The organism is Jejuia pallidilutea, from assembly GCF_002973595.1.
GTDB classification, from domain to species: Bacteria; Bacteroidota; Bacteroidia; order Flavobacteriales; family Flavobacteriaceae; genus Jejuia; species Jejuia pallidilutea.
In genome coordinates, this window is record NZ_PVEO01000016.1 from 24,010 (window position 1) to 50,078 (window position 26,069).

General features: G+C 33.5%; 20 protein-coding genes and 1 tRNA gene. 8 read left to right on the forward strand and 13 right to left on the reverse strand.

Annotated elements, in window-relative coordinates; genetic code table 11:
* Positions 1 to 3 precede the first annotated feature (3 nt).
* From CLV33_RS16735 to CLV33_RS16750, 4 genes are all read right to left on the reverse strand, one after another.
* Positions 4 to 1,392 carry a tetratricopeptide repeat protein gene (locus tag CLV33_RS16735; protein ID WP_105474839.1) on the reverse strand — a complete coding sequence of 463 codons (1,389 nt, stop codon included), beginning with the start codon at positions 1,390 to 1,392 and terminating at the stop codon, positions 4 to 6.
* A gap of 151 nt (positions 1,393 to 1,543) precedes the next feature.
* The gene (locus CLV33_RS16740; RefSeq protein WP_105474840.1) at positions 1,544 to 2,737 is read right to left on the reverse strand and encodes an aspartate aminotransferase family protein; all 1,194 of its coding nucleotides are present in this window, start codon (positions 2,735 to 2,737) and stop codon (positions 1,544 to 1,546) included.
* 5 nt (positions 2,738 to 2,742) lie between these two features.
* Complete coding sequence (locus CLV33_RS16745; protein WP_244906454.1) at positions 2,743 to 4,482, reverse strand: OstA-like protein; 1,740 nt, start codon at positions 4,480 to 4,482, stop codon at positions 2,743 to 2,745.
* 118 nt (positions 4,483 to 4,600) lie between these two features.
* Positions 4,601 to 5,611 (reverse strand): glutamine synthetase beta-grasp domain-containing protein, encoded by a 1,011-nt coding sequence (locus CLV33_RS16750; protein ID WP_105474841.1) that lies wholly within the window; start codon positions 5,609 to 5,611, stop codon positions 4,601 to 4,603.
* A 275-nt stretch (positions 5,612 to 5,886) separates the two neighbouring features.
* Between CLV33_RS16750 and CLV33_RS16760 the strand changes: the two genes are divergently transcribed.
* The 6 genes from CLV33_RS16760 (at position 5,887) to pyrF (ending at position 16,275) form a co-directional block, all read left to right on the forward strand.
* The gene (locus CLV33_RS16760) at positions 5,887 to 8,073 is read left to right on the forward strand and encodes a glutamine synthetase III family protein (RefSeq protein ID WP_105474843.1); all 2,187 of its coding nucleotides are present in this window, start codon (positions 5,887 to 5,889) and stop codon (positions 8,071 to 8,073) included.
* A gap of 262 nt (positions 8,074 to 8,335) precedes the next feature.
* On the forward strand, positions 8,336 to 9,514 hold the full coding sequence (locus CLV33_RS16765) for an AIR synthase related protein (protein WP_105474844.1): 1,179 nt from the start codon (positions 8,336 to 8,338) through the stop codon (positions 9,512 to 9,514).
* Positions 9,515 to 9,593: 79 nt separating this feature from the next.
* Positions 9,594 to 10,637: a DUF3078 domain-containing protein gene (locus CLV33_RS16770; RefSeq protein WP_170064037.1), complete on the forward strand. Its 1,044-nt coding sequence runs from the start codon at positions 9,594 to 9,596 to the stop codon at positions 10,635 to 10,637.
* Between the two features lie 193 nt (positions 10,638 to 10,830).
* Positions 10,831 to 13,383 carry an adenosylcobalamin-dependent ribonucleoside-diphosphate reductase gene (locus tag CLV33_RS16775; RefSeq protein ID WP_105474845.1) on the forward strand — a complete coding sequence of 851 codons (2,553 nt, stop codon included), beginning with the start codon at positions 10,831 to 10,833 and terminating at the stop codon, positions 13,381 to 13,383.
* 856 nt (positions 13,384 to 14,239) lie between these two features.
* Complete coding sequence (gene prfA / locus CLV33_RS16785) at positions 14,240 to 15,316, forward strand: peptide chain release factor 1 (protein WP_105474847.1); 1,077 nt, start codon at positions 14,240 to 14,242, stop codon at positions 15,314 to 15,316.
* A 131-nt stretch (positions 15,317 to 15,447) separates the two neighbouring features.
* Entirely contained in the window at positions 15,448 to 16,275 is an 828-nt protein-coding gene (gene pyrF, locus CLV33_RS16790; RefSeq protein ID WP_105474848.1) for an orotidine-5'-phosphate decarboxylase, read from the forward strand.
* 59 nt (positions 16,276 to 16,334) lie between these two features.
* Here pyrF and CLV33_RS16795 read toward each other — a convergent pair whose 3' ends face one another.
* Entirely contained in the window at positions 16,335 to 18,164 is a 1,830-nt protein-coding gene (locus tag CLV33_RS16795) for an SLC13 family permease (protein ID WP_042244689.1), read from the reverse strand.
* 343 nt (positions 18,165 to 18,507) lie between these two features.
* On the opposite strand from CLV33_RS16795, the gene bshB1 reads away from it, so the two are divergent.
* Positions 18,508 to 19,227 carry a bacillithiol biosynthesis deacetylase BshB1 gene (gene bshB1 / locus CLV33_RS16800; protein WP_105474849.1) on the forward strand — a complete coding sequence of 240 codons (720 nt, stop codon included), beginning with the start codon at positions 18,508 to 18,510 and terminating at the stop codon, positions 19,225 to 19,227.
* A 95-nt stretch (positions 19,228 to 19,322) separates the two neighbouring features.
* A tRNA-His gene (locus tag CLV33_RS16805) sits at positions 19,323 to 19,396 on the forward strand.
* A 66-nt stretch (positions 19,397 to 19,462) separates the two neighbouring features.
* On the opposite strand, the gene CLV33_RS16810 is transcribed toward CLV33_RS16805, so the two are convergent.
* The 8 genes from CLV33_RS16810 to CLV33_RS16845 form a co-directional block, all read right to left on the reverse strand.
* Positions 19,463 to 19,876, reverse strand: coding sequence for a hypothetical protein (locus CLV33_RS16810; RefSeq protein WP_105474850.1), 414 nt, complete (start codon positions 19,874 to 19,876; stop codon positions 19,463 to 19,465).
* Positions 19,877 to 20,118: 242 nt separating this feature from the next.
* Positions 20,119 to 20,829 carry a membrane or secreted protein gene (locus tag CLV33_RS16815; protein ID WP_105474851.1) on the reverse strand — a complete coding sequence of 237 codons (711 nt, stop codon included), beginning with the start codon at positions 20,827 to 20,829 and terminating at the stop codon, positions 20,119 to 20,121.
* A gap of 308 nt (positions 20,830 to 21,137) precedes the next feature.
* On the reverse strand, positions 21,138 to 21,575 hold the full coding sequence (locus tag CLV33_RS16820) for a hypothetical protein (protein WP_146109764.1): 438 nt from the start codon (positions 21,573 to 21,575) through the stop codon (positions 21,138 to 21,140).
* Positions 21,576 to 21,952: 377 nt separating this feature from the next.
* Positions 21,953 to 22,441 carry a hypothetical protein gene (locus CLV33_RS16825; protein WP_146109765.1) on the reverse strand — a complete coding sequence of 163 codons (489 nt, stop codon included), beginning with the start codon at positions 22,439 to 22,441 and terminating at the stop codon, positions 21,953 to 21,955.
* Positions 22,442 to 22,699: 258 nt separating this feature from the next.
* Positions 22,700 to 24,316: an Ig-like domain-containing protein gene (locus CLV33_RS16830; RefSeq protein ID WP_105474853.1), complete on the reverse strand. Its 1,617-nt coding sequence runs from the start codon at positions 24,314 to 24,316 to the stop codon at positions 22,700 to 22,702.
* A gap of 165 nt (positions 24,317 to 24,481) precedes the next feature.
* Positions 24,482 to 24,769 (reverse strand): type II toxin-antitoxin system RelE/ParE family toxin, encoded by a 288-nt coding sequence (locus CLV33_RS16835; RefSeq protein ID WP_105474854.1) that lies wholly within the window; start codon positions 24,767 to 24,769, stop codon positions 24,482 to 24,484.
* Entirely contained in the window at positions 24,762 to 25,001 is a 240-nt protein-coding gene (locus CLV33_RS16840; RefSeq protein ID WP_036118677.1) for a ribbon-helix-helix domain-containing protein, read from the reverse strand. The genes CLV33_RS16835 and CLV33_RS16840 overlap by 8 nt, the downstream gene beginning before the upstream one ends.
* Before the next feature lie 264 nt (positions 25,002 to 25,265).
* A complete protein-coding gene (locus CLV33_RS16845) occupies positions 25,266 to 25,826 on the reverse strand; it encodes a hypothetical protein (protein WP_105474855.1) in 561 nt (186 codons plus the stop codon).
* Between the last annotated feature and the right edge of the window lie 243 nt (positions 25,827 to 26,069).

Genomic DNA, 26,069 nt, shown 5'->3' on the forward strand with positions numbered 1-26,069 from the left:
AAATTAAGGCTTTGAATTTAACAGGCTTTTAACTTGTGAGTTTTTTAGCAATGCAGGGAATAGCTCATCTATAATAAAGCTAAATTCGTTATTGTTTTTTAAACCGTTCTTTAAATGAAATAAACCCTTTTCCTGTTCGTGTAAGGTAAAAAATAAACCTGCTAAGCGGTAATGTATTTCGGCATTTTCTGGGTGAAACTCAAGTGCTTCCTCAAAATTTATAATAGCGGCTTGTGGTTCTCCAAGTCTTAATAATAAATCGCCTCTTGTAATCCAAGTATCAATTTCAAAGTTACCAAGATCTAAGGTTTTTTTATAACCACGTTCTGCTTCTTCAAATAAATTGAGACGATGGTTTATTTGTGCATAAAGCTTCCAATAGATAACATTTTCAGAATCTATATTAATGGCTTTATTAATGTAGTAAAGGGCTTTTTGATAATTTTTGTTTTTCTTAAAAAATTTGGTAATAGCAATCCAGCCTTTGTCTAATAAGGGGTCTTCGTGAACGGTTTTGTAGTAATATTGAATTGCTAAATCCTTCTGTCCTAATTTTTCGTAGCAACTACCAATTCTTAAGAGCGCGAAAGAAGTGGGGTCGTCTAGTTTTAAAGTTATATTATAGCTTTCAATAGCTTCTATATAATTTCTTTGTTTTTCTAAAACTTTGCCACGCTCTAAATAGGCACCTACAAATGTATCGTCTGAAATTATTGCGAAATCAAATGCTGCTAATGCCTTTTTATGTTTTTTTAGTGTTAAATATTGCTTGCCTAATTGATGCCATGCTACTTCGCAGTATGGATTTTTATCTAAAAATATATTTAAATATTCTATGGCTTCATTATGTTGCTCTAGATAGTCAAAACAATAAATAATATTATATAGCGCAGAATAATCATCTATATCTGCCTCAAGGCATTTCATAAAAAAAGTTTTAGCTTCTTCAAAAGCATCTAAAAACAAATATTCCATCCCAATTAGCGAATAGATGTCTACTGTATCATCGGTTAAATCGAGTGCATGTTTAAGAACTTCAATTGCTTTTTTGTGGTTATCTTGTTTAGATAAAATATTGGCTTTTTGTATAAAAATTTCTTCGTTGTGGGGCTCTAATTGGTAAAGTTCATTTAATAACTTATCGGCCTCTTTTAGGTTGTTTTCAAAAACAAAAACTTCAACTTTAAAAAGTCTTAGATTAATAGATGTAGGGTGTTGTGCTAATCCTAGTTTTATTGCTTTTTTTGCTAAAGCTATTTTTCCTTGGTTTAGATAGTGATGAATGATGTTTTCAAACTCTTCAGAATCAAAAAACAAAACATGGTTTGTTTTTAACATCGATTCAAACTTAGTAAGAGGTAAATTGTTGTTGTCGCTTTGACTAAACTCCATAAACACGTTTGTGTGTACTGTTCAACTGAGATAAAAATAATGTTCTAATGTAGGTTTTCTGTGAGTTTACAATAAATGTTTTTAACAAAGTAATGAACAGGTTAGTATAATTTGTATGATAATTTTGTGTTGTAATCTAAAAATCAATGGCTTAGTGTTGTTGTTTAGCAAGAATATCATCTAATATATTGCTAATAATAGTACAACCTTTAATAATTTCTTCTTCTGAAATCGTTAAGGGAGGAGTAATTCTAACTGCTTTTGGTTCAAACAATAACCAGAAAAGTATTAATCCTTGGTTTTGGCTTTCTAACACCAGTTCGTTAGCTATTTCTGCAGAAGGTAGCATTAAAGCCAACATTAATCCTTTGCCTCTAATGTCTTGAATAAGTTGATGTTTTAAAAGTTTTCTAAATAATTTTTCTTTCTCTAATGTTTTAGGAATTAGGTTGCTTTCGGTAATTTCTTGTAATGTTGCTAATGCCGAAGCTGCTATAAGTGGATGTCCGCCAAAGGTGGTTATATGTCCTAGTTTTGGGTTATCTTGCAATAAATCCATTAATTCACCAGAAGCTGTAAAGGCACCAATTGGTAGTCCGCCACCTAAACCTTTACCAGTTACTAAAATATCGGGGATACAATTGTAATGTTCAAACCCAAAAAGTTTTCCTGTTCTGCCAACACCAGGTTGTATTTCGTCTAAGATTAAAAGTGTTCCGGTTTCGTTACATTTTAGTCTTACTTTTTGTAAATAATTGTTTGATGGTACAATAAAACCAGCGCCACCTTGAATGGTTTCTAGAATTACACAAGCTGTTTTATTGGTAATATAATTTAAATCTGGTTCGTTATTAAATTCTATGAACTTAATATCTGGCAGTAAAGGCCTAAAAGCTTGTTTGCGTTCTTCGTATCCCATTACGCTCATAGCTCCCATAGTGTTTCCGTGGTATGCTTTATTAGCCGCTATTATTTCGCTACGGCCAGTGGCGCGTTTGGCTAGTTTTAAAGCGCCTTCAATAGCTTCGGTGCCAGAATTTGTGAGATATGTTTTTTCTAAAGGATAAGGTAAGTGTTTTGCTAAAAGTTTTGTGAGCTCTACTGCTGGTTTTTGCACATATTCTCCATATACCATCACGTGCAAATATTTATTTAATTGTGTTTGAATGGCAGCTTTTAATTTAGGGTGATTATGTCCTAACGGACAAGCAGATACTCCTGCCACAAAATCTAGGTAGGCTTTTTTGTTTGTATCGTAAATGTAACTACCATCAGCATGGGAAATTTCCATGGCTAATGGGTGGGGTGTGGTTTGCGCTTGATATTTTAAGAATTCTTGTTTCACTCTTGCTAACTTCTTTTTTTACCTATATTTGGTGTTGGTAATTTAGCTTTAGGCTTGTTCTTGTGTTGTTTACTATTAGATGTTTTGTTTTGATCTTTTAAATGTTCTTCATCAAAAAAATCTTCCTCAGGGATATAATCATCCAGCCCCTTAATAACAGGCAATTCTAGCGGCGGGTCGTCTTTAAATAAATCTTCAACACTATTTGGGCGTTCGTCTTCGCGCCAATCAAAACCTTTAAGAATGCGTTCGTTTTTAGGGAATTTAGATTCAGGATAAATGTTCCCGTCAATTTGGTTTATTTTCCTAACTTCTTCAATAGCGTTATCTTGAATAAGTATATTTATTAAGCCAGACTTCGACTTGTCTATGCCTACAAGTTCATTATTTTCATTTCTAAAGTAGTAAATAGATTGCGCGTTTTTAATGATATCAACATGATATAATTCATTTTTGTCATTAAACAAACCAACAAGTTTTTTTCCATTGATTTGGTTAAAGCCATCTCCTAATGTGTCCTTGCTTATCAAAAACGCATGATTAAACACTATGAGGGAATCCATCTTATCTTTTACTGTGTCTGATTGTAAATGAATAGTGTCTCCAGTCATTTGGTTGCCTAAATTCCATAAAATAGGTTTTCTAGCCGTAGAGAAAGCTGCACTGGAACCGGGAGTATTTATGTTTATAAGCTGCGTTAAGCCGCTTTCGTGGTTTACATGAATGGAATCTGCTTTTCCGCTCATATCTGATTTGTAAAGCTTTACATTTCTAAAAATTCGAGTAATTCGCTTTTCAGGTTTTCCGGTAACCATGAGAGTGTCTCCGTGAATGTAGATAGAGTCTTTTTCCTGAACTGTTATAGCATAGGCCCGTTTAGTTATAAATATGGAGTCTTTTGCTTTAAAAACTTCGGCATAGTGCCCTTTTACAACGCTATTGTTTAGCGTGTCTGTAATCTTTATATTGTTTGTTGCAGAGGAAAAATTTTTATTTTGGTCAAAATATAAACTGTCACCAACTATTTCTTTGCCATCATAATCAATCTTGGCATTTTTCATGGCATAACCAGTTTTTGCTTCGGTATCGTAAAATCCTTTTTCACAATAGGTTACACTTTCTTCGGTAGTAATGGTTGATGGGCCAAATAAAAAGGCGTGTTTTGGTTCATCGTAAAAGTCGAAGTAATTTGATTCTATTTTGGCTTCAGGGTTTGTAAGTACAACATCTTCAACAAAACGGTATTTTTTTTCCTGCATGTAATATCGCCCAATTTTGCTTGTTATTGTGCCAGAGGTATCTATTGCTACGGTACCATAGCTTCTGTAAAAGGCTTGTTGTTTTTCCCTGTCAAAGTATAAAGTGTCTGTTGTTATTTTTGAATCTGGATTTGTAAGTTCTACATTGCCACTTGCGAATGCAAGTTGATTTGTGCCATTGTACTCTACATATTTAGAAGTCATATTTATGGTGTCGCCTTGTATCATTTTTACATTGCCATAAGCCTCTATAAAATTGTCTTTGCCATAATAATAAGCTTTGTCGCACCACATATCTGTTCCAGCATGAAAAATATGAACTTGCTCAGAGTCGTCACGAGTTAAAATTTTCGCACCAGGATAATCTTCTTCATTAAAAGTTAAAAATCCAGAATACTTAATTTCAATACTTTGTTGTGCGTAAAGGGATGCCGATGTAAAAAAGGCAAGAAAGAACAATGAATGTAAAGAAATGTATGTTTTCAAATTAAAAAAGTTTGTGGCAAAAATAACGATTAAAATAATGTTTAAGTATGAAGCAACAAAAAACGCTCCAAATAAATATATTTGAAGCGTTTTTTAGATTTAACTAATTTATTAAGAATTAAACCTTAGCAGATTTAACTGTTTTAATAATTCTTCCAGCTACTTTGTAAGGATCTGCATTAGAAGCAGGTCTTCTGTCTTCTAACCAACCTTTCCAGCCTTTTTCTACTGTAATGATAGGGATTCTGATAGATGCACCTCTGTCTGACACTCCATAAGAGAAGTCTGATACGTGAGCGGTTTCGTGTAATCCAGTTAAGCGCTCATCATTAAATTCTCCATAAACTTCAATATGTTCATCGGTAACAGGTCTAAAAGCTTCACATATTTTCTCATAAACCTCTTTAGATCCACAAGTTCTTAAAGTAGAGTTAGAGAAGTTGGCGTGCATACCAGATCCGTTCCAGTCTCCTTTTACAGGTTTAGGGTGGTATTCAATATAATATCCGTATTTTTCAGTAAGTCTATCTAATAAGTAACGTGCAATCCAAATTTCATCACCAGCTTTCTTTGCACCTTTTGCAAATAATTGAAACTCCCATTGTCCTGGTGCTACTTCTTGGTTAATACCTTCAAAATTTAATCCAGCTTCAATACATAGGTCTGCATGTTCTTCAACTAGATCTCTACCCCATGTGTAACGGCCGCCTACAGAACAGTAATATTTACCTTGAGGTCCAGGAAATCCTCCACGAGGGAATCCTAAAGGTAAGTCTGTTTTGGTGTCCATTAGGAAATACTCCTGCTCAAAACCAAACCAGAAATCATCATTGTCATCATCAATTTTAGCTCTTGCATTTGTTGGATGCGGAGTTCCATCTGCACTTAAAACTTCAGACATTACTAAATATCCATTCTTTCTTGTAGGATCAGGATAAATAGCAACTGGTTTTAATAAACAATCTGAAGCACCTCCAGATGCTTGTTCAGTTGAACTTCCGTCAAAGGACCAAATAGAACAGTCTTCTAATTTACCGCTAAAGTCTTCTTCGATCTTAGTTTTACTTCTCATGTTTTGAGTTGGTTCGTGTCCATCAAGCCAAATATACTCAAGTTTAGATTTTGCCATAATTAATGATTTATTGATGTATTATTTTTATTAATTTGAACAAATATAAATTTTTATTGAGTTACTTTGAATTATTAGGGGGGCTTTTCGTAAAAGGCAATGTTATTTTTGTTTATACCCCATTTTTTTAAGGTTTATTTTAAAAAAAGTATAGTTTTTTATATAAATATTGAAATATTGATAATGGATAAAAAAGCAGTTGTAGATCATTACTTGTTTATTCATATAGTGTATTTTTGTATTTTGATGTTTAACGAACTAAACAAGCTAAAACAATGGCAATTTTAAGGTTTCATGCGCTTAAAGAATCTATAACCTACAAACCTAATACGTTTATTGAAAAAGGTAAGCGATCGGAATTATTTGGCACAAATGTTTTTAATGAGAACACTATGCGCCAATACTTAACTAAAGATGCTTTTAAGGGCGTAAAGAGTGCTATTGAAGAAGGGAAAAAAATTAACAGAAATGTTGCAGACCAAGTGGCATCTTCAATGAAGGACTGGGCATTATCTAAAGGCGTAACGCACTACACGCACTGGTTTCAGCCATTAACTGGAACCACGGCTGAAAAACACGATGCTTTTTTTGAAACGCTAGAAGACGGTGGTGCCATAGAGAAGTTTGGAGGCAGTCAATTAGTACAACAAGAGCCAGATGCATCTAGTTTTCCTAGTGGCGGCATTCGCAATACGTTCGAGGCTAGAGGTTACACCGCATGGGATCCTTCGTCACCAGCCTTTATTTACGAAACTACTCTTTGTATACCAACAATTTTTGTGGCCTACACAGGTGAAGCTTTAGATTATAAAACCCCTTTGTTAAGAGCGCTAAATACCATAGATGTTGCTGCTACAGATGTGTGTAAATATTTTGATAAAAATGTAAAGAAAGTAACGTCCTTTATGGGATGGGAGCAGGAGTATTTTTTGGTGGACAAAAATTTAGTAGCGTGTAGACCAGATATTACGTTAACAGGAAGAACCTTGTTGGGCCATTCTTCGGCAAAAGGTCAGCAGTTAGACGATCATTATTTTGGATCTATACCCAACAGAGCATTAAATTTTATGCGCGATTTAGAAAACCAATGTATGCTTTTGGGTATTCCTGCTAAGACACGGCATAACGAAGTTGCACCAAATCAGTTTGAAATTGCACCAATTCACGAAGAAGCTAATTTGGCTGTAGACCATAACTCGTTACTTATGGATGTTATGGGGCGTGTGGCATCGCGCCATAACTTTAAAGTGTTGCTTCACGAAAAGCCCTTTGCCAATATTAATGGTTCTGGTAAGCACAATAATTGGTCTTTGTCGACCGATACGGGGATTAACCTCCTAAAACCAGGGAAAACCCCTATGAGCAACCTTCAGTTCTTAACCTTTTTTGTAAATACAATAAAGGCGGTTTACGAAAACGAGGAGCTGCTAAGAGCCTCTATAGCTTCGGCTAGTAACGATCACAGATTAGGCTCTACCGAGGCGCCTCCTGCAATAATTTCTGTGTTTATTGGCGCGCAACTCACTAAGGTTTTAGAAGAGCTAGAAGGAGTTACTAAAGGTAAATTATCGCCTGAAGAAAAAACCGATTTAAAATTAAACGTAGTGGGTAAAATTCCAGATGTGCTTCTAGATAATACCGATAGAAACAGAACTTCTCCCTTTGCTTTTACGGGTAATAAATTTGAGTTTCGTGCGGTTGGATCTTTAGAGAATTGCGGTAACCCTATGACGGTTTTAAATACTATTGTGGCTAAACAACTAAAAGAGTTTAAAAAGGAGGTAGATGTACTTGTAGATGACAAAAACTTTAAAAAAGACGAGGCTATTTTTAATGTATTAAGAGAATATATTAAAGCGTCAAAAGATATTCTATTTGAAGGTAATGGATATAGCGAAGCATGGGAGAAAGAAGCAAAAAAGCGAGGGTTAAGTAATAATAAAAATACTCCAGAAGCCTTAAAGGTAAAAGTGCATAAAAGCACCATTAATCTGTTTGAAGAAATGGGGGTTATGAGCAAAATAGAAGCCGAGGCGCGTTATGAAGTTGAAATAGAATCTTACATAAAACATATACAAATAGAAAGCAGGGTGCTTGGTGATATAGCAAGAAATAATATCGTGCCAACAGCAGTAAAGTATCAAAATATATTAATAGACAATGTAAAAGGCTTAAAAGATATTTTTGATAAGGAGTATACAAATTTAGCTAAAGAGCAACTTAATTTAATAAAAGCTATTTCTCAGCATATTGATGGTATTAACAGCAATGTTACCAAAATGATTGAAGAGCGCAAAAAAGCAAATTTGTTAACCGATGTTACAAAAAAAGCTGAGGCGTATTGCCAAAACGTAAAGCCTTTTTTAGAGGACATACGTTATCATTGCGATAAGCTAGAGCTTTTGGTAGATGATGAGCTATGGCCATTAACAAAGTATAGAGAGCTTTTATTTATTAGATAGTTTTTTTAAAGCGCAACAGATTACGCCATTGTAGGTCATTTAAACAGCGTTGTGTTCGCTTAACTAAAAAAAATGCTATTACAATTATAACCTTAGGTATGCTCGTTTTTGGTGTCTAACAAATTCAAATGAATAGACTTAGAAAAATAATTGTTCATTTTCAATTCAGTTAAAAAAACCGTTAATAAAACCCTTTTCATAATTGTATTAAAGCTTATAAATCTTTAAAATATTCCTTTTCTTTGCAAAACAATACACTATTATGAGTCAAGAAGTTTCAAAAAGATATGCGCAACGTGGTGTTTCGGCATCAAAAGAAGATGTTCATAATGCAATTAAAAATATTGATAAAGGATTGTTTCCAAAGGCGTTCTGCAAAATAGTCCCAGATTATTTAACCAACAACGAGGATTTCTGTTTGATTATGCATGCCGATGGTGCTGGCACAAAATCATCTTTAGCTTATATGTATTGGAAAGAAACTGGTGATGTTTCTGTCTGGAAGGGTATTGCACAAGATGCGCTTATTATGAATATTGACGATTTATTGTGTGTAGGTGCTACAGATAATATTATGTTGTCCTCCACTATTGGAAGAAACAAAAACCTAATTCCGGGCGAGGTTATTTCAGCAATCATAAACGGAACAGAGGAACTTATTGAAGATTTAAAATCATTCGGTGTTACCATTCACTCTACAGGAGGCGAAACTGCCGATGTTGGCGATTTAGTGCGCACTATTATTGTAGATTCTACTGTTACCGCTAGAATGAAACGTGAAGATGTTATAGATAATGCTAATATTAAAGCAGGCGATGTTATTGTTGGCCTAGAGTCTTTTGGTCAGGCAACTTACGAAACCCAATATAATGGCGGTATGGGTAGTAATGGCTTAACTTCAGCAAGGCACGATGTGTTTCATAAATATTTAGCTGAAAAATATCCAGAAAGTTTTGATGCCGCAGTTCCAGAAGATTTAGTGTATTCTGGTAGTGTAAAATTAACTGATGCTGTAGAAAATGCACCAATAGACGCTGGTAAATTAGTGCTGTCTCCAACACGAACCTATGCGCCAATTATCAAAGCTATTTTATCAAAATACAAAAGTGATGTGATACATGGTATGGTGCATTGCTCTGGAGGTGCGCAAACTAAAATACTTCATTTTATAGATAATTTGCATATAGTAAAAGATAATATGTTTGCTGTTCCGCCTTTGTTTAAGTTGATTCAGGAACAATCTAAAACAGACTGGAAAGAAATGTATCAAGTCTTTAATTGCGGTCATAGAATGGAGCTTTATGTGTCTCCTGAAATTGCAGAAGATATTATTGAAATTTCTAAATCTTTTAATGTAGACGCAAAAATAATTGGTAGAGTAGAGGCATCATTAAAAAAACAGCTTACAATAAAAAGTGAGTTTGGTGAGTTTAGGTATTAAATTTCTTTTTTACAAAAAAACTGGAATAGTTTTTGTGAAGTAGAAATGTTTTAAAAACAACCATTCTTAACTAATAAAAATGAGCATTCACAAAAGTTCGTTATTACAAAAGGTCATAGATTTTTTATTATTGAAAAACTTAGAAAGCAAAATACCAGATAGAATAAAAAATTTTTTGCTAGCAATTGTCTTCTTGTTGTTTTGTGCCGCTGCTTTTGCACAACCAGACTCTTTATACCTTAAAGAAAAAAAAGTGTACGATGGTCCGCAGTGGAAACTAAAACAAAAAGCTAGCGTAGATTTAAGTCAGGTAAGTTTTACCAACTGGAACGCGGGTGGTACAAATTCTATTTCAGCATTATTAGGATACCAATATACGGCTAATTATAAAGACAAGTTTTTCTTTTGGAATAATGGACTACGAATAGGTTATGGTGTAAATAAACAACAAGATAGGGAACTTAGAAAAACCGATGATATTTTCGAAATAACATCTAACCTTGGCTACCAACCAGCTAATGATTCAAAATGGTTCTATTCTGCACGATTAAACTTTAAAACTCAAATTACCAATGGGTATAAATACCCTAATACCGATAACCCAATTTCTACACTTATGGCACCAGGATATTTGTTCTTTGGTGGAGGAATGGAGTATGGAAAAAACATAGATGAATTATCGTTTTATGCTTCCCCATTAACACTAAAAGCCACATTTGTGCTAGATCAAGATTTAGCAAATGCCGGATCGTTTGGGGTAGACCCAGCTATTTTTGATGAAGACGGAAATTTAGTGCGGGAGGGAAGCAACATTAGAAGGGAAGTAGGGATTTTAATAACAAATAGTTATGCTATGGAACTTGCCAAAAATATTAAAGCCACTAATTTATTGAGTGTTTATACAGATTACATTAATAATTTTGGTAATGTAGATGTAGATTGGAGAGTGAATTTTGATTTTAAAGTGAATAGTTTTGTACGCGCAACTTTAGAGTCTCATTTACGGTATGATGATGATGTAAAAACGCTAGAACCTAGTGATGTGGAAGGCGAGTTTGATGAGGCTGGTGCTAAGATACAATGGAAACAATTTTTGGGTATTGGTTTTGCTGTAGATTTTTAAAAAAAATCAAACACTAAAATAAAAAATTTGTTAACTTTTTTATGTTGATAAATTTTTAAAACACTGAAAATCATATAATTAATATGTTTTAGGTGTAAACTTTATGATTTTTATCATGTTCGGAATGAAATAATTTTCGTTGTTTTATAGTTTCTTAATTAATCCATCAACTTAATAAAACTTCGAAACTACAATGAACGTAAAAACATCTTCTAAACAAAAATCTTACACTCAAGAAGAAGCCTTTGAAGCCTCATTAAAATACTTCAAAAACGACGACCTAGCAGCACGCGTATGGATCAATAAATATGCGTTAAAAGATTCAGCAGGAAACCTATTCGAATTATCACCTGAAGATATGCATCGCCGTATCGCTAAGGAAATTGCCCGAATTGAAAAAAAATACAAAAACCCGTTGAGCGAAATAGAGGTTTTTGATTTGATTAAGGACTTTAAATACATTGTGCCCCAAGGAAGCCCAATGGCAGGTATTGGTAACCCTTATCAAATAGCTTCATTATCAAACTGTTTTGTAATTGGTAATGATGGTGCTTCCGACTCTTATGGCGGAATTATGAAAATAGACCAAGAGCAAGTACAGCTTATGAAGCGACGTGGCGGTGTTGGTCACGATTTGTCGCACATTCGCCCTAAAGGTTCTATGGTTAAGAATTCAGCGTTAACTTCTACAGGAATTGTGCCTTTTATGGAACGATATTCTAATTCAACTAGAGAGGTTGCACAAGATGGAAGACGAGGTGCTTTAATGCTATCAATTTCTATAAACCACCCTGATGCCGAAGATTTTATTGATGCAAAGTTAGAAGCAGGAAAAGTTACTGGTGCTAATGTATCGGTTAGAATTGATGATAATTTTATGAAAGCCGTAAAGGCCAACTCAGAATACGTTCAAAAATACCCTGTATTTAGTGAGGCCCCTAAATTTACACAAACCATACAAGCAAACGGGTTATGGAAAAAAATTGTGCATAATGCATGGAAATCTGCCGAACCTGGTATTTTATTTTGGGACACCATTGCAAACGAATCTGTGCCAGATTGTTATGCAGATTTAGGCTATAAAACTGTGTCTACAAACCCATGTGGTGAAATACCTTTATGCCCTTACGATTCATGTAGGCTATTGGCTATAAATTTATTTTCTTATGTTGAAGCGCCATTTACAAAGAAAGCAAAATTTAATTTCGATTTATTCAAGAAGCACGTTGCCTATGCACAACGTATTATGGATGATATTATCGATTTAGAATTAGAAAAAATTGATGTAATTCTCCAAAAAATAGATGAAGATCCAGAGCAAGATGAAGTTAAAAGAGTAGAACGTAACCTGTGGTTAAATATTAGAAAAAAAGCACACGAAGGCCGAAGAACAGGTATTGGTATAACCGCTGAAGGCGATATGCTTGCTGCCCTCGGCTTAAAATACGGTAGTGAAGAAGGTAATGCGTTTTCGGTAGAGTTACACAAAACTATTGCTATTGAAGCATATAGGGGATCGGTGAATTTAGCAAAAGAGCGAGGTGCTTTTTCAATTTTTGATTCTGATAGGGAAAAAGACAACCCGTTTATTTTAAGACTTAAAGAAGCCGATAGTCAGCTGTACTACGAGATGTTGGAATATGGCAGAAGAAATATAGCATTGTTAACTATTGCGCCAACAGGTACAACGAGTTTAATGACGCAGACCACATCTGGTATAGAGCCTGTATTTTTACCAGTTTACAAAAGAAGACGAAAAGTAAACCCGAATGATAAAGATGTGCGTGTAGATTTTGTAGATGAGGTTGGGGACTCTTGGGAGGAGTACGTAGTATTTCACCATAAGTTTAAGCAATGGATGGAAGTAAATGGTATAGACAGTGCCAAAAACTTTTCTCAAGAAGAAATAGACGATTTAATTAAGCAATCACCTTACTACGGCGCTACATCAAACGACGTAGATTGGTTGAGTAAAGTAAGCATGCAAGGTGCTATACAAAAATGGGTAGACCATTCTATTAGTGTTACCATTAACTTACCAAATGATGTTAGCGAAGAGTTAGTGGGTGATTTATATGTAAAAGCTTGGGAAGTAGGATGTAAAGGCGTAACAGTATATCGTGATGGATCGCGTTCTGGTGTATTAATTTCAAACGAGGAAAAGAAGGAAGATGGCGCCGATAATCAGCTTACAAATTTTCCTAATAAGCGTCCGCAAACTTTAGAGGCTGATGTTGTTCGTTTTCAAAACAATAAAGAAAAATGGATTGCATTTATTGGACTTGTAGACGATAAGCCTTACGAGATTTTTACTGGTTTAGCCGATGATGAAGACGGTATTTTATTGCCTCGTTGGGTAAATCGTGGACTTATTATAAAAAACAGAAACGAAGACGGATCGTCGCGTTACGATTTTCAATACAAGAATACAAGAGGCTATAAAACCACAATTGAAGGCTTATCTCATAAATTCAATCCAGAATTTTGGAATTATGCAAAACTAATTTCAAGTACCTTAAGACACGGGATGCCTATTGATAAAATTGTAGATTTAATTAATAGTTTGCAGTTAGATAGTGCTTCGATAAATTCATGGAAAAATGGTGTTGGTAGAGCGTTAAAGCGTTTTATTGAAGACGGCACAAAAGTAAAGGGACAAACCTGTACGAATTGCGAATCTGAAAATTTAATCTATCAAGAAGGCTGTTTAACCTGTAAGGATTGTGGTTCTTCAAAGTGTGGTTAATTTATAGAATAGAGTAGTATTAGACCTGTCAGGTTTTGAAAACCCGACAGGTCTTTTTTTATAAAAACCTATAAGTTCCCAATATTCAAATACTTGTAATCTTCGAGTTCAATTAGGTTTTTATTTTTTAGTGCACCCGTTTTTCAAAAGGTAGATATTATCAGAAACATCAACAATATGGCGATACATATGGTTGGTAATAATTATAATTTTTCGTTGTTTTTCCTTAAAATACAACGCAACGTTATCTATCTCTAGAATCATACAAATTCTTTAAGAATTAAAATAAATGGTAAGCTAAGGATAATATCTATCAAATAGAATAAAGCAAATAATTTAAGTGTTGAAATACCTAGGTTTTTATAGAATACTAGTTTGCGTTTTGCTTGGATTTCAGTAATAAAATACCACAAGAATACCACTAGGAAAACTTTAACAAGAAATAGTGGTACTACATCTAACCCCAAAAGCAAGAGAAAAAAATTAATAGCATAAGACCATGTAAAGAAAGGCCTGTAAAACAGAAAGATTGATGAAAGCTGCTGCATAGTAAATGTAGTAACGCAGAAACTTTTAGATTATTTTTATTTTGAAACATATCAAGAGGCTTCAAACGCTTAAAATTCATAAATTATCGTATTTTTGGTGTCCAATTTAGAATGGGGCGCTTCAATGCTTAACATTGAAGTTTCGTTTAAAATTATTATTTCCGAGAACCTGCCTTTTGGCAAACAGGAACGGAAATACAAATACTAAATTTCATTTTAGTTAATAAGTTTAAATGAAATAATAGAACTTTATTTTTTTTGACTAAACGTCAAAAAGGTTCGTTTAAAGAAATTTTTATTAAAAGCAGATGTTAGATAAATTACAAATAGTAAAGCAGCGTTTTGATGAGGTGAGTGATTTAATTATTCAACCAGATATTATTTCAGACCAAAAACGCTATGTGGAGCTAACCCGAGAATATAAAGATTTACGTATTTTAATGGATAAGCGCAATGCTTACATTGAATTAACAAATAACCTAAAAGAAGCAGAAGAGGTTATTGCAGATGGTAGCGACCCAGAAATGGTAGAAATGGCCAAAACGCAATATGATGAAGCTAAGGAAGGCATTCCAAAACTTGAAGAAGAAATAAAGGTATTATTAATACCAAAAGATCCAGAAGATGCCAAAAACGCAGTAGTAGAGTTACGTGCAGGAACAGGAGGGGACGAGGCTAGTATTTTTGCAGGCGATTTATTTAGAATGTATACCAAATACTGCGAAAGTAAAGGTTGGAGTGTAAGTACTGTAGATTTTAGTGAAGGTACCAATGGTGGGTTTAAGGAAATTCAATTTGAAGTAACTGGTGATGATGTTTACGGTACACTAAAGTTTGAAGCTGGTGTGCACCGGGTACAACGTGTGCCACAAACCGAAACACAAGGGCGTGTGCATACAAGTGCTGCAACCGTAATGGTGTTTCCTGAAGCTGAAGAATTTGATGTAGAAATAGATCCTAAAGACGTAAGGATAGATTATTTCTGTTCTTCGGGTCCTGGTGGGCAATCGGTTAACACAACATATTCCGCGGTGCGTTTAACACATGAGCCAACTGGTTTGGTAGCGCAATGTCAAGATCAAAAATCGCAACATAAAAACAAGGAAAAAGCATTTAAGGTATTGCGTTCCCGTTTATACGATTTAGAATTGGCGAAGAAACAAGAAGAAGATGCTGCAAAACGTGGTAGTATGGTATCATCAGGAGATAGAAGTGCTAAAATTAGAACATATAACTACCCACAGGGGCGTGTAACCGACCACAGAATTGGGTTAACGCTTTACGATTTGCAGAATATTGTAAATGGTGATATTCAAAAGATAATAGATGAATTACAACTAGCTGAAAATACAGAGAAATTAAAGGCTAGTGATGATGTAATTTAATCTTATTCTTTCCCTTAAGGAAAGACACTCTTAATTAATAAAATTAGTTTTAATCAGTGAGTGCTCTTATAGTTTCGAAATTTATTAGAGTAATCACATAATAGTTTCCTCTTTTGGAGGATTAATGAGGAATGACTACAGAAAAACTCATTTCAGAAATAAAAAAAAAGCAATCCTTTTTATGTATTGGATTAGATGTAGATTTAACAAAAATTCCGCAACATCTTTTAAATAACGAAGACCCTATTTTTGCCTTCAATAAAGCTATTATAGATGCAACCCACCATTTATGTGTAGCCTACAAACCCAATACAGCATTTTATGAAGCTTATGGTTTAAAAGGATGGAAATCTTTAGAAAAAACCATTACCTATTTAAACGAAAAGTATCCTGAAATATTTACTATTGCCGATGCAAAACGTGGTGATATTGGTAATACCAGTAGCATGTATGCTAAAGCATTTTTTGAGGATTTAGCGTTCGATTCTGTTACCGTTGCCCCGTATATGGGAAAAGATTCGGTGGAACCTTTTTTAGCTTTTAAAAATAAGCACACCATTCTTTTGGCTTTAACTTCTAACCAAGGTGCGTTTGATTTTCAAACAAAAACTATAGATGGTAAGGAAGTGTATAAACAGGTTTTAGACACTTCAAAAACATGGAAAAATGCTGAAAATTTAATGTATGTTGTAGGTGCTACCAAAGCAGAGTATTTAGGAGAGATTCGCAATATAATTCCAGATAGTTTTTTATTAGTTCCTGGTGTGGGTGCCCAAGGCGGAAACCTTCAAGAGGTTTGCAAATATGGAATGAACGCTTCGGTTGGACTCTTAATTAATTCTTCTAGAGGAATTATATACGCGTCTAAAAATGAAGATTTTGCTGAGGCATCAGCACAAAAAGCAGCTTTACTTCAAAAGGATATGGCGATTGAGTTAAATAATTACTTCAAAAATTAAATTATAAAAAAAGGGACTCTATTATTTATAAAGTCCCTTTTCTAATTTTTAAGCTCTTGTTAAAACGGCCATATAATTGGCACGAGTAATAACGAAACTATAAAGAATACTAGCAACAATGGTGCGCCAACTTTAAGGTAATCCATAAACTTATACCCACCAGCAGACATAACCATGGCGTTTGTTGTTGTGCCAACCGGTGTTAAAAACGCTGTAGAGGCACTAATGGCTACTACTATCATAAATGGTTCAGGCGAAACACCTAAAGAACTAGCCGCCAATATAGCTATAGGTGCCATAAGTACAGCAGTGGCTGAGTTATTAATTACTTGACTAAATGTAGTTGTTAGTAAAAAAATACCGCCTAATAACATTACAGGAGAAATAGAGCCCAAATACGTTACCAAACCGTTAGCAACCATTTGCGCAGTTCCTGTTTTTTGCAGCGCAATACCCATAGGTATCATAGCGGCAATCATTACAACACTGGTCCAACTTATACCTTTGTAGGCTTTAGACATTGGTACACATCCTGTAAGTAATACAATACCAGCACAGATTAAAGCTGCCATAGAGCCTGGAACTACTTTAAATACAAGTAGTCCAATCATTAATATTAAGGCACCTAATGCAATGTATGATTTAGAGTTTAGGTTGTCTACGTTTTTGGCCATACCTTCAGGACTACCACAAATTACTAGATTTTCATGTTGCTCCTTTAAACTCTCGATGTTTTCCCAAGAACCACGCAATAAAAAAGCATCTCCAACCTTTACAGTTATTTCTTTATCGGTTAGTGGTTTGTTGTTTCTAGAGGCAGCCAATAATTGAATACCAAAGCGTTTAAAATAATCGCCTAATTTATATTTTCTACCAACCAAAATAGAGTTAGGGTTTACAATTACTTCGGTCATACCAACCTCTTGGTTTATAAGGTTGTTTTTTAGTTCATCTGTTACGGGCTCTAAAGGTAGAAGGCCTAATCTAAATTTAATCATTAATTTGTTAATGTCTTCAGTACTGCCTTTTACCGTAATAATATCATGATATCTTAAAAAGGTTTTGTTGTCTGGAAACTCCACAAATTGAGAAATACCTTTTAATGGGCTAGGGTGTCTTCTTTTCAATCTTAAAATAGAAATGTTATAATTTTTTTCAAAGTCCCATATGCCTATTTTAGTGTCTATTAAAGGGGAAACAGAGCGTATGCGAAGTCTATAATAATCTCCATCAATTCTATAAGCTTCTATCCATTTATGAAATGTGGTTTCTATATCAATAGGTTTATTGCTGGTTTTATTTTTAGGTAACAATTTGTAACCAACATATCTAAAGTATACCAGGGCAATAATTAATAATGGTAAGCCAATTAATCCAAATTCAAAAAACGAGAAACCTTCGTGTCCACTTTGCACAAGGGCATTACTTGCAATAATGTTGGGAGGTGTTCCAGTTAATGTAAGAAGTCCACCTGTGTTAGACCCAAAAGCAACAGGCATTAGCATTTTAGACGGTAATGTACCAATACTCCAAGCAGAAGATATTGTTAAGGGCATTAATGTGGCTACAGTCCCTGTGTTACTTACAAATCCTGATAGTATACCAGAGCCTAAAGATACAATAACCAATAGCTTAGGAATACTTTTTCCAGCCCATTCCACAAATTTTCTACCAGCAAGAGCAGTCCATCCTGTTTGCGACAAGCCTTCGCCAATTATAAAAAGTGCTGCAATCATTATAACTGTAGGGTTACTAAACCCACTAAGTGTTTCTTTAGCATCTAAAATTCCAGTTAAGAACAAACTAATCATAGAGAGTAGCGCAACAATATCTGGGGTAAATTTTCCCCAAACGAATAATGCTATAGTTATTACTAATATGGTAAGCATTAAATAGATCATAATGTTTAATTATTAAAGAAGTTGTTATTTTTTTCCTTTCAATTATCGTGTAAAATTACCTTGCTATATCAGTAATAATTATGACTATTGTCATGCTTTATAATATATTGATATTTTTACGGGATTAGTGTTTTTTAGCCTGTAAACTGCAAATTATAAACACGAAAACGCTTTCGTTATGCAACTTTGATAAATTAAGTTGTAATTTTATTCGAAAATTGATGTGTTGTATTTAGTTGAATACATAAAAAACAGGATTTTCTTAAAAAACTGTTGCATATTTATGCAAATTACAATGTAAAGTTTTATAAATGATATTAAAATTAAATTCATGAAGTTAGATATACTTGCCATAGGTGCGCACCCGGATGATGTAGAATTAGGCTGCGGCGCTACCATTGCAAAAGAAGTGGCAAACGGTAAAAAAGTAGGCATTATAGACTTAACAAAGGGCGAATTAGGAACCAGAGGTACCGCCGAAACTAGAAAAATTGAAGCTGCCAATGCCGCTAAAATTCTAGGGGTAGATACCAGAATTAATATGGGGTTTGCCGACGGTTTTTTTGTAAACGATAAAGAACACCAATTAGCATTAATTAAAAAAATTAGAACATATAAACCTGAGATTGTTTTATGTAATGCTATAGAAGATAGGCATATAGATCACGGTAAAGGAAGCAAGTTAGTAAGTGATGCTTGTTTTTTAAGCGGTTTATTAAAAATACAAACTCTAGATGAAGATGGGGGCCAGCAGACACCTTGGCGCCCCAAATTTGTGTATCATTACATGCAATGGAAAAATTTAGAGCCAGATATTGTTGTGGATGTTTCAGGTTTTGTAGCTATTAAAATGAAGGCTGTTTTAGCTTACGAAACACAGTTCTACAGTGAAAACAGCAAAGAGCCAGTAACACCTATTTCTAGCAAAAATTTTACTGATAGTGTAAAATACCGTGCAAGGGATTTAGGCAGGTTAATAAGTACAGAAGCAGGAGAGGGCTTTAATGTAGAGCGGCATCCAGCAGTTAATAGTTTGTTTGATTTGAAGTAGTTAGGTTTTTTATATTAAAATATTAAAAAAAGTCTTTGTAGATAACATTGAAAACATTTACATTTGCACTCGCATTGCAAAATGTATATTACATGGTGGTTGTAGCTCAGTTGGTTAGAGCATTGGTTTGTGGTACCAAGGGTCGTGGGTTCGAATCCCATCATCCACCCAAAAAAAGCCTTTCACCCAAAGTTTTGGGATTGAAAGGCTATTTTGTGTTTTATAGTGTTATCTTTTATTTTTCGCGTTTTAAGCGTATTGCATTTAACTCTGTAAACGCTGTTGGCCTCGTATTGTTAAAGCCCATAGCAAACCGCATATTATTGGCATCTGTAAATTTAGCAATACACAACATTCGTTTTTGTTCTCCTGTTTCTAGTTGAGTTACTATAAAATCTACTTCAATAGGTTTTGTTGTATTATTAATTTCATACATCATACTTCCTTTTTTTCCTTGCAGTGTAAACTCTTTGCCGCCAAAAACCTGACCCTTTATTTCAAAAGACGCATACCCTTCGGCGTCAAAAACCATGTAGCCTATATCGCCGTTGTCTTCACCTGTCCATCTGCCCACAAACTGATTGGTTTCGGTTTTAGGAATAAACGATAAAAAGGATAATGCTAGGAATAATATGTAAAGTTTTCTCATAAATGCGTAGTTTTTTTGTTTGTGGTATATATGTAAGCCAATTTAATGAAAAAACTTGTATAAGTTGCTTATAGTAGGTTTATGATACGTTTTATTATCTAGTTAAAGGATAAAACCCCTTCAATTTCATTACACTTAATTTAATATACACAAATATTTTAGCAAATAGTAATACAAGGTTTAAACGGCTTGTATATAAAAGTGCCTCACTTAGTGTATAAGGTATTGGTTTGTTGAAAATATTACTCTCTAATACTCCATATTTCATGAATGGGATCTCCTTTACTGGATAACCCAGAGTGGTGCCATTTACCATCAATCAGTTCGTAGTTAAATTTTAAGCTGAGTCCTACTTTAGCATCGTCTCTTGAAAAGAACTCTATATTCTCAGTATAATTACCATTTTTGGTAGTGTAAGTGCCGCCACCGGTTCCCATAAACTGTTTGGTTTCTGTATTGTATGCTATCCACTGAAATCGTGTACCAGATAAAATCTTCATAGTTTTTCTAGGTCTATTTGTATCACGCGATTGTGTTACGCCATCTCTAATTCTACCAGACATTAACCAAGCTCCTTGTAATTTTCCAGGTGTGCCATCATCAATTCTTTTAAATTTTAGTCCACGCTCAATAATTTCAAGTTCATCAGTAGTAATACGTACCTTATAGCTTATTTTAGTGCCTACGAGTTCAGCATTTTCTGTATGAAACTCAATAAGTTTAATCATTGTGTCACCTTCCAGCTCCCATTTACCACCATTAGTTTGAATGAACTTGCCAGTTAAAGCGTTATACGTAGATAGCACTTGATAATCCTTTGCAAAAATGAGCACACTTTTTATTTGATCTCCATCTTTGGAAATAGATGTAGTTTCCCATGCACCAATAATATTTTGGGCTTGAGGTATAAATGAAAAAGACAGAAAAGCGAGAAGTATAATTAGTTTTTTCATGATGTTAAATTTTTAAAGTATTGTTTTAAAAGTATTATTCTTGGTGAAATTAAAAATACGTTTTATTCAGTATTATTGTGATTAGTTTTTGGAATAAATATAATAATGAGTTATGATGACGGTCTTGGGTGTGAAAAGTATGTGTTTGTGTGCAAGGATTTTCCGATGGAAAAATTAGAAGCTAGTAAACAAGTGACTTACATTATTTAAGCACAAAATAGCAATTTTTACATAACAATATTTATACAATATTTTTCTTTTATTTAAAGCTCAAGCATTTTCAAATTGTAGGACAAAACCAATCATTCTTATTCACAGTTCTTATTGTAAAAATCGACCACTTGAAATACATACTTAAAATCCTTTTTGGTTATTCTCTGCTGTATCTCTGGACAGTCAGAAAGGTAGTCACTAACCACTTTTTTTAATACTTGGCTTCGTGCATTCTCTGCGGGAATGAAGAAATTATCTTCAGCTTTTTTAATTAAGCCAATTGATTCTAAGTCGTTGTTGTCATAGTCTATCCACTCCAATTCATAATGCGATAAATTACCTTTCGAAATTACTTTTAAAAAATGTTGAACTCCATCTTGGTCGATATAGTATTTAGAGTCAAAAAAACGACCATTTTTAAACAGTTTAGTTTCTTGGTCTAACATATAGCTTTCATAATCATATCCATTTACTCTATAAGAAACTACCTTTTTTCGCTTTAACCTTTTTTTTCTACCATTTATATCTGTCAATCTTAATTTTCTGTAGAATTCACTCCAGGCAAATCCTTTATTGACGTAATGAACCTTTCCGTACAATGTGTCACTTGTAATTAGTACAACATTATCTAAAGGTTCGTTTTTTGCAATGGCTATTGTTCTACAAGACGAGACATATAGAATAATAACAAGACAAAATAGATACCTTTTAATGTTCATATAATAGAAATATTTATTGTTCAGGCTGAAGTTTCTAGGATATTGTGTGTAACGGCTCGACTATAAGTATAAGTAGTTGCGTGGTTTAAGCATTAAATATAGCAAATAAATCATAGATAGAAAGTTTGCTAACACCTTCAGAAGTAGGCGAGAACCTCTCTGCCGACAGGCAGGCAAGTAATTACTTATGGCTATTGTGTAGCACGTTGTTTTTGGTCTTTATAAAGTTCTATTGCTTTTAATAATTTCTTACCTCCAGATTCAGTTTGTATGTTAATGAAACGATCTAGATTTAGTTCAGGATGATTTTCTTTAGTCCAATTTAAAAGTTCACTTCTGTTCTTTCCCCAAGTGGACTCATCAAAATTCAAATACTCCTCTTCTATAGATGCTATTTTGTCATTTTGAAATCTGATAATGTAATTTGTCAAAAACGGTTTATGCATAAAGAAAAGAATCCTCTTGTCAGTTTTTGAAACCTTTGCTTTTAAGGTTTCATTCTCTAAATTCATTTCAAGTACTTTATAAGTTGGCTCAAACACCGAATCCCATTTTAACCAATTCCCAACGTAATCATTTTTAGAATACCTCACTTCATATTCATATTTCGGTATCGTGGTTATCAGACTGTCGCTTAATAAATCTTTCATTTTAGAACTATTAGATGCGTCAAGTGCCACGAAATAATTTTTAGCAATTTCCAGTTTGTCAAATTCCTTTTCAGAAGTTTTACAGGATATAATTCCGATTGTCAATAGTAATAATACTGTAGTTTTATTCATTCGTTTTTGGTTTGGTCTAATTTGCTACAATGGTGAGTGTATAATTTAGTGAGTAGCGGAGTTAAATCCTATCAAATTACAACCCAAATTTAATACGTGAGACCATGCTCGAAAACCACTAATACCCTTTTGAATTTTACACATTGTTAACAAATGTTATTGTTCACAACCTCCAATACCACTAATTTGTATTTGTTCATAAGACGGGTTGTAAGCATTAGAATAAACAGTATACTGATTTTTTGGGATCAATCCATTTGTAATAATTGATTGAATTCCGCAAAAGCTTGATAAATCATAACAGTTTACAATCCTTACAAAACCAACAGTTCCAACAGAAGAAACTTCACTTAGTCCATCTAAATTGGTTATAGCATGATTATCATAGAAACGTATACCACCCCCAATACTATTAAGTTTACTAAAACCATCTATGTGGATTAATGCATCGTTAAATTCAAAATTAAGGTCACCTCCAACGGTAGTAAGGTTTATAAATCCATCTATTTGGGTTAAAGCTTCATTGCCTAAGAACCAGATGTTATTTTCTACAACCTTAATATTACTTAGTCCATCTACGTTTCTTAAAGTCTTATTATCGATAAAACTAAGATAACCGTGAATGGAATCAAGTCCACTTAAACCATCTATATTAGTTAATAATGGATTACCTGAAATACTAAGGTGGCCACCTAAAGACTTAAGACTCCTAAAACCATCGAGATTAGTTATTGAAGTTAAACTAATTTCAAGTCTACCTCCAATTGTAGTGATATTTCTCAAACCGTCCAAATTGTCTACAGCAAAGCTTCTATCAATTAAAAGATCACCAACTACTATTGTAATGTTACTTAAGGCGTCAAAATTGGATAAGGCAGCATTATCACTAATAAATAGATCACCGCCAATTGAATGAAGTCCACTAAGACCATCTAAAGAAGTTAAAACCTTATTAACAGCCACACCTACGTTTCCGTTTATATTATCTAAGCTACTCAAGGCATTTATATCTAATAATAAGTCGTTCTCATAAATCCAGAGATAACCTTCAATTTTATTAAGTTTGCTTAAGCCTTCTAAACTGGTTAACGCATCGTTTTCAGAAATAACTAAATAACCACCAATTGACTTAAGATTATCTAATCCTTTAAGATTGGTAATTTGGTTTTCGACTATATGAAGATTACCTCCAATTTCAGTGATACTATTTAGTGCATTTAAATTTGATATGTTGCTTTGTACCGTAGTTCTATTAATCGTTAAATTTCCTGAGATTTTTATGTAGTTATTTTTCCCAAATTTATCTACGTCATATTGCGATTCTAATAAAACATCTCCTTCAAAAACATTATTAATGCCATTCCCTAGAATTTTAATAATATTTTTTCCTGAAATAGTATTACTATTTAGTATTATTTCTCCTGTATTTTCATTAACCTCTTTTGGACTATAGGTAATTTCAATTATTAACGTTTCATTTGGAACAACAATAGAAGAGTATGAGCTTATGGTTATGTAATTTGGTTTTGTGATATTTGAAATTATTAAATCTATATTTCCAGAGTTTTTAATTTCCAAAAATGCAGTTTTTGCATTTCCAATAATAACGTCATCAAAATCAATACTATTTCCAGAAAGTATTTCAATATTAGCAACCCTCTCGATTTCAATTTCTCCAGAATCATTATCACATCCATAAATAGGGAATAGTAATAATATTACATAAATTTTAAATATTCTTTTAAAATTCATCCCTATAAGCAAATTGTTCATTTTATTTGAATATTTATTAACGGTCTCTTATAACCGTAAGTAGCGGGTTAAATAGTTGTTGTTTTCTTTTGTTCACTAGCGTTAGCAATTCTGAGTGGATTCGAACGTAGTCGAATTCGCCGTAATTGCGGCTATACATTGTTGGCTACAGTTTTTTAAATTACATTATAATTTTTCATTCAAATCTTGTCTTCCAACTATTGTCACTATTTCAACAATATTTTCATTGACTTTATAGAAAATACTATCAACTCCACACACGCAACGTCTGTATCCTTTTTTTATATAGTCAACAGATTCAAAGGAAAAAGGACGTTCAGCGATACTATCAAAATATTCAAAAAAAGACTCAAAATATTTGTCCGCTTGGGTCATTCCGAATTTTTTAACTCCGTAATGGTGAATCCGAATCAAGTCATTTTTCGCTTCATTTGTCAGTTTGTATTTAGCCATTTAGCAAAGACTTTGATTGAGCTAAAATACTTTCTTTACTGTCATTCGTAAATCCACTATTTTCAGCTTTTTCAATTTTAGCTCGAATCCAGTCAATTTGAACTTGCTGTTTTCTTGCTTGTCTAATCAAATCGTTAACTAATTCACTTTTGCTAGAATACTCTTTATTGTCCACTTGGGCTTTTAACCATTCATCGTTTGGTTTTGTAAATGATATACTTTGTCTCGACATAATTCAATTATTTGATGTAAATATACACCAAATACGAATCGTTTCCAAATTGTAGCCAACGGTTTTGTATATGGCTCGTAGGGTGCAAATTAGCGATTACTTTTCGGTTAACCACTAGCCAAATTTTTTAATTTTCTTATTACCTTTTCTTTTCAATAAGCCAAATTAAAAAATTTGGCGAACTAGCAAATATATCTTAACTTTGATTAAGCAACTAACTAGATATGAGCTATATACGTTGTTGCTAGACGTTTTTTCTCTTTTCTATTCTTCCTGTTCGAGTTTTCTGTAAGTTGCAGTAGTATTTATTCTTCGGTCTTCATCATCCACATAACAACGAAATGTTTGTTTGCTAATTAGTTGAATTATATTAGGTTCGATAAAGGTCATCTCGTGAAGTTCAGAAGGATAAGATATTTCACTCGGAATTAATTTAAAATCGGATACTGTCACTAAATCTTCATTCAGATTTAATTGATATACAGGAAAAGAGTTTCCATAAGTATTTCTGTTTGGAATATCGTCTAAAGATAATAGTCCTGGAAGTCTCAAATGCATTCTGATATTATAATAATCCGATATACTCAAATCATATGGGATAATATCGTTATGGTCTTCAAAATAAAGTTCTGCGAGTTCATCAAGAATATCATCACTTTTAATTCCGTCCGCATTTAAATCTAATTCGGTTTCCGATTTATATTCTATCAATTCGTATTCTCCTACCAATGGTGATGTTAAGTTATTTTCTTCATTCGAACACGATAAAAGAGTTGAAATGATAATTAATACAGCGAGTAATTGGTTGAATTTTAAATCTTTCAATGTTTCTATTTTATTTTTGTTGTTTTTTTAAATGTTGCCTAACGTGCTTGTGTATGATTTGTGCGATTGAGAATCCGCAGGATTTTCAGTCGTTGGAAATCATATTGTTAAATATATAAATTTTTAATTGAAGTAGGAGGTAAGCATGAATTATACACGTCTTAACTTAGCATTTCACTAAATTAGATAAATTAATCATAAAGAACCAAAGAGAGGAATAAGGTTAATATACACGTAGAGACC

Bases quoted from the DNA above. Each gene is read 5' to 3' on its own strand.
- CLV33_RS16815 (WP_105474851.1), bottom strand. From the start codon at position 20,829: ATGAAAAAACTAATTATACTTCTCGCTTTTCTGTCTTTTTCATTTATA.
- CLV33_RS16835 (WP_105474854.1), bottom strand. From the start codon at position 24,769: ATGGCTAAATACAAACTGACAAATGAAGCGAAAAATGACTTGATTCGG.
- CLV33_RS16810 (WP_105474850.1), bottom strand. From the start codon at position 19,876: ATGAGAAAACTTTACATATTATTCCTAGCATTATCCTTTTTATCGTTT.
- CLV33_RS16830 (WP_105474853.1), bottom strand. From the start codon at position 24,316: ATGAACAATTTGCTTATAGGGATGAATTTTAAAAGAATATTTAAAATT.
- CLV33_RS16795 (WP_042244689.1), bottom strand. From the start codon at position 18,164: ATGCTTACCATATTAGTAATAACTATAGCATTATTCGTTTGGGGAAAA.
- CLV33_RS16735 (WP_105474839.1), bottom strand. From the start codon at position 1,392: ATGGAGTTTAGTCAAAGCGACAACAACAATTTACCTCTTACTAAGTTT.
- CLV33_RS16760 (WP_105474843.1), top strand. From the start codon at position 5,887: ATGGCAATTTTAAGGTTTCATGCGCTTAAAGAATCTATAACCTACAAA.
- CLV33_RS16840 (WP_036118677.1), bottom strand. From the start codon at position 25,001: ATGTCGAGACAAAGTATATCATTTACAAAACCAAACGATGAATGGTTA.
- CLV33_RS16765 (WP_105474844.1), top strand. From the start codon at position 8,336: ATGAGTCAAGAAGTTTCAAAAAGATATGCGCAACGTGGTGTTTCGGCA.
- bshB1 (WP_105474849.1), top strand. From the start codon at position 18,508: ATGAAGTTAGATATACTTGCCATAGGTGCGCACCCGGATGATGTAGAA.
- CLV33_RS16750 (WP_105474841.1), bottom strand. From the start codon at position 5,611: ATGGCAAAATCTAAACTTGAGTATATTTGGCTTGATGGACACGAACCA.
- pyrF (WP_105474848.1), top strand. From the start codon at position 15,448: ATGACTACAGAAAAACTCATTTCAGAAATAAAAAAAAAGCAATCCTTT.
- CLV33_RS16770 (WP_170064037.1), top strand. From the start codon at position 9,594: ATGAGCATTCACAAAAGTTCGTTATTACAAAAGGTCATAGATTTTTTA.
- prfA (WP_105474847.1), top strand. From the start codon at position 14,240: ATGTTAGATAAATTACAAATAGTAAAGCAGCGTTTTGATGAGGTGAGT.
- CLV33_RS16775 (WP_105474845.1), top strand. From the start codon at position 10,831: ATGAACGTAAAAACATCTTCTAAACAAAAATCTTACACTCAAGAAGAA.